Source organism: Natronococcus sp., from assembly GCF_047921035.1.
In the GTDB taxonomy this organism is placed as follows: domain Archaea; phylum Halobacteriota; class Halobacteria; order Halobacteriales; family Natrialbaceae; genus Natronococcus.
This window is the reverse complement of the sequence record NZ_JBLRWX010000259.1, coordinates 1-564: the sequence shown is the minus strand read 5'-3', so window position 1 is coordinate 564 and position 564 is coordinate 1. Positions and strand designations below refer to the sequence as shown.

General features: G+C 67.4%; 1 protein-coding gene. It reads left to right on the top strand.

Annotated features, from left to right (window positions below):
* On the top strand, positions 1-347 hold a 347-nt coding region (locus tag ACNA7R_RS20590), incomplete at its 5' end, for a hypothetical protein (protein ID WP_416285393.1).
* Between the last annotated feature and the right edge of the window lie 217 nt (positions 348-564).

Here is a 564-nt window from a genome sequence, read left to right as displayed (position 1 = left end):
GCCGCGGCCAGCGCCTCGAGGTCGAGGTGGCGTTCGAGGACGATCTCGATCGTGGTGACGACCGCTACGGCCGCGATGACGACGATGATGACGATGACCGTGACGACGACCGCTACGGCCGTGACGACGATGACGACGACGACGATCGCGATGATGACCGCTACGGCCGTGATGACGACGATCGGGACGACGATCGCTACGGTCGCGGCGACGACGATGATGATCGGGACGACGATCGCCGGGATCGCGACGATGACGACGACGACGATGACGATGACGACGACGACGATGATGACGATGATGACGAAGACGACGAAGACGACGAAGATGACGAAGACGGCGACTGATCCCCGTCGCGCCTGAGGGGCCGTGTGCGGCGAGACGCCAGCGTTCCGCCGCCGCGCCGTGCTCAGTGCCGCCCGGCGCCACGAACGGGCGCCATCGGACAGTAGGCTGAGAGGACCATGAAGCCTTCGACCTCACGTCTGCGCGTCCCGCTGCTCGTCGCCGTGCTCGTTTGGGCCGGCGGCGCGCGCGCGCTCAGCCCGGCGCAGGGGATGGAGC